This window comes from Oleiphilus sp. HI0132 (genome assembly GCF_001635845.1).
In genome coordinates this window covers 1-3,336 of sequence record NZ_LWGJ01001277.1, presented here as the reverse complement: position 1 = coordinate 3,336, position 3,336 = coordinate 1, and the positions used below count along the sequence as shown (strand labels likewise).

General features: G+C 46.5%; 5 protein-coding genes. 4 read left to right on the top strand and 1 reads right to left on the bottom strand.

From position 1 onward, the window contains the following. The first annotated feature begins 60 nt into the window (after positions 1-60). The 4 genes from A3766_RS19400 (at position 61) to A3766_RS19385 (ending at position 3,062) form a co-directional block, all read left to right on the top strand. Positions 61-636, top strand: coding sequence for a glycine zipper 2TM domain-containing protein (locus A3766_RS19400; RefSeq protein WP_068509409.1), 576 nt, complete (start codon positions 61-63; stop codon positions 634-636). Between the two features lie 61 nt (positions 637-697). Then, the gene (locus A3766_RS19395; protein WP_068513369.1) at positions 698-964 is read left to right on the top strand and encodes a PepSY domain-containing protein; all 267 of its coding nucleotides are present in this window, start codon (positions 698-700) and stop codon (positions 962-964) included. A 13-nt stretch (positions 965-977) separates the two neighbouring features. Beyond that, on the top strand, positions 978-1,655 hold the full coding sequence (locus A3766_RS19390) for a response regulator transcription factor (RefSeq protein WP_068513365.1): 678 nt from the start codon (positions 978-980) through the stop codon (positions 1,653-1,655). Between the two features lie 21 nt (positions 1,656-1,676). Further along, positions 1,677-3,062 (top strand): ATP-binding protein, encoded by a 1,386-nt coding sequence (locus A3766_RS19385; RefSeq protein ID WP_197470236.1) that lies wholly within the window; start codon positions 1,677-1,679, stop codon positions 3,060-3,062. Positions 3,063-3,074: 12 nt separating this feature from the next. On the opposite strand, the gene A3766_RS19380 is transcribed toward A3766_RS19385, so the two are convergent. Further along, positions 3,075-3,336: aldo/keto reductase (locus A3766_RS19380; RefSeq protein ID WP_197479635.1), on the bottom strand; the 262-nt coding region annotated here is incomplete at its 5' end.

Here is a 3,336-nt window from a genome sequence, read left to right as displayed (position 1 = left end):
TCATTCAGCTTTAGTGTTTTAAGATTATTCCACCTTCTAAAAAGAAAGAGGAATATGAACATGAAACAATTAACCTACTCAAGAAACTACCTACCTCAGCCTACGGTATTGGTGGCGTTTATTATTGTGGCGATGCTATTCAGCTCGCTTAGCTATGCGGGTGGAAGGAGTCACCGTTCAATCGACTTTGCTCGCGTAGTGAAGGTGGAGCCGATTATTAAAACCATTGAAAAAAGAATTCCCGAAGAGGAATGTTGGACTGAACAGGTTCGATATGATGATTATCCTAGAAGTGAGCATTCACATACTAGTACTATTCTTGGCGGTATTATTGGTGGCGCAATTGGTAATGCTGTAGGGCACCGAAGCAAAAACAAGAAGATTGGTACGGCTGTGGGTGCAATATTAGGGGCCTCAGTGGGGAGCGATATCGCCTCGAATGAGCGTCGTCGGTATAAAACAAGGTCACACTACCGTGATGAACAGCGCTGCGAAACCCGGCATCGTATAAGCTATGAAGAGAAGGTGCTCGGCTACCATGTATGGTATCGTTACAAGGGTGAAAGATATAAGACCCGAATGGATCAGAAGCCGGGTAAGAAAATAAAAGTGCGTGTCAGGGTGGAACCTTTTTAGAAGGGAGCTGTGACACCGAAAGAAGCCTCGTTAGTTGGCAACGTTCGCAAAGGTGATTGCTATGAAACTCGTAAAACTTTTTTTGTCCGCCGTGTTGCTGGTGTGCTTATCCGCAAACCTGGTCGCAGAGACAAAGAATGAGAGAATTGGTCGAGATCAAGCAATTGCCCTTGTTCAGGAAAGGTTCGAAGGAAAGGTCCTGAAAGTTCAGCTCAAAGAAACGCCCCGTGGTAGCGTCTATCGGGTTAAGTTTTTAACTAAAGCGGGTCGAGTTAGGGTGTTGCATGTCGATAGCCTGAGTGGTGAGCTGCTCAGTGGCGCCAAGTAAAGAGAGCTAGACGATGAAGCTTCTAGTGATTGAAGATGAAAACAAACTGCGAGAACAGTTGGCAGATGCTTTAAAGCAACAATCTTATTGTCTTGAACTCGCGGCTGATGGTGAAGAAGGTTTATATAAGGGAATGGAGTTCCCGATCGACCTGGCGGTTGTGGACTTAGGTTTGCCAAAAATTGAAGGCGTTGAAGTGATTCGTCGTTGGCGAAAAGCGGGGAGGGACTTCCCTATATTGATACTGACTGCTCGCGGAAATTGGCAAGATAAAGTTGAAGGCCTGGATGCTGGTGCAGATGACTACCTGGTGAAGCCTTTTCATGTCGAAGAGTTATTTGCACGTATTAAAGCCTTGCTCAGACGTTTTGGCGGCCAAGCCTCTTCAGTGCTAAAGTTTGAGACTCTGACAATAGACCTATCGGCCAAGCAAGCCACAGTAAATGATAGCGCGATTGACTTAACTGCTTTTGAGTTCAATATTCTAGAGTACCTTTTGCTAAATTCTGAGCGACCAGTCTCGAAGGCTGAGTTGACCGAGCACCTTTATGAGCAAGACTACGACCGGGATAGCAACGTGATAGAGGTCTTGGTTGGCCGTCTTCGAAAGAAACTTGAAACGGCTTGTAAGCTTTCCTTAATCAAAACTGTGCGAGGGCAGGGTTATCGCTTCCTTCACCCTTCAGAGTAAGTGTTGATGAAGACTTGCTTGATGAAAAACTGGCTGCTGACAAGTATACAAGGGCGCTTGGCGTTGGCTTCAGTCTTATTGCTACCCCTTATTTGTGGTGCCTTGGCTTGGGTGCTTGAGCGCGCTTATTCTGCTAGCTTGCTGGAAGCCCAGCATCAAAAAATGACGACACAGGCTTATGCTTTGATTGCATCGGCCGAACTGGAATCCCAATCGCTTTGGTTGCCTGAACTGGTGACTGATGATCGTTTGAACCAAGCTTTTTCTAATCACTATGCTTTTGCTTTTAATCATCAAGATAACGCTCTCTTGTGGAAGTCTCTCTCCGCTCAAGGACGCTTGGACACGGTTGAGTATGATGTAAGTGAGCTAAGCCTGGGAGACCCAAAATTCCTTCGTTTACCTATTAGTGACGTGCCTTTTTTCCACCTACATTATTTAGTTGAGTGGGAAGATGGTGAGCGTGTTTTACCTTTCCGTTTTGTTGTCTTGGAAACGCAAGATGCTTATCGCCAAGCAATGGAGGAGTACAGAGCCTCGCTTTGGTTTTGGTTGAGTGCGGTAGCGCTGGCACTCATTGCACTTCAGTTCATGATACTGAAGTGGGGGCTTCGCCCTATTGCTGCTTTAAGTCATGACTTGAGTGTGATTCAGAAAGGTGAGTCGGATTCGCTGAAAGGCAATTATCCCTTAGAGCTTCAGGAGATGACGGATAGTATTAATCGTCTTATTTCCCACGAAGCTCATCAGCGAGAACGCTATCGGAATACCTTAGCGGACCTGGCACATAGCATTAAAAACCCTTCTGCCATTATTAGCAGCGCCTTGAATCAGGCGGGAAACTCCCTACCTGATGATATGCGCAATACCTCATGGCTCCAGGATATTGAGGAGCAGAATGAGCGCATCGATAAAATACTTTCCTACCAGCTAACACGCGCCGTTGGGGGTGTGGCAGCCCCGTTTAATAAGGCCGTAGTAGTCAAACCCTTGTGCGATAAAATCTGTGCAGCCATGGGCAAGGTCTATCATGATAAGTCGATGACTTTGGCTTGTGATATCTCCGGCGACGCAGTCTTTAGGGGAGATGAAGGTGACCTGATAGAGCTCTTAGGCAACTTGATCGATAATGCTTTTAAATACGGAAAGGCGCAGGTTAATGTTCATGCAAGGGCCCATGACAATACCTTACGGATCACCATTGAAGATGATGGCCCGGGGATAAGTGAAGCTGAGCAGGCAAAGCTCGTCAGACGAGGCCAGCGCGCGGACACTACGATTCCCGGCCAAGGAATAGGTTTAGCTGTAGTAAATGATATTGTCGAGAGCTACGGCGGGACGCTAAGATTATCTGATTCTGAATTAGGCGGGCTAAGTGTAGAGCTCGCCTTTTCTCAGGGTTTATAGAGCTTTTTTGTGCTAGAAAGGCAAAGGGTATTCCCTAAGTACTTTGAAAATAGCCTTCAGGTCATCTTTGGATAACTCAACTTTAAAGGCTTCGATATCTTCTTCCAGCTGCTGCAAACTGGTGGCGCCAATAATTGTTGATGTGACACCATCGACCTGATTACACCAGGCTAATGCCAATTGTGCCGGCGTGATATCGAGTTGCTTAGCAATCGAGGCATAGGCACTGACAGCCGTCTCGACATTTGGCTTGTCCCGTAAAATACCATTGCGT

Bases quoted from the DNA above. Each gene is read 5' to 3' on its own strand.
- A3766_RS19385 (WP_197470236.1), top strand. From the start codon at position 1,677: ATGAAAAACTGGCTGCTGACAAGTATACAAGGGCGCTTGGCGTTGGCT.
- A3766_RS19395 (WP_068513369.1), top strand. From the start codon at position 698: ATGAAACTCGTAAAACTTTTTTTGTCCGCCGTGTTGCTGGTGTGCTTA.
- A3766_RS19390 (WP_068513365.1), top strand. From the start codon at position 978: ATGAAGCTTCTAGTGATTGAAGATGAAAACAAACTGCGAGAACAGTTG.
- A3766_RS19400 (WP_068509409.1), top strand. From the start codon at position 61: ATGAAACAATTAACCTACTCAAGAAACTACCTACCTCAGCCTACGGTA.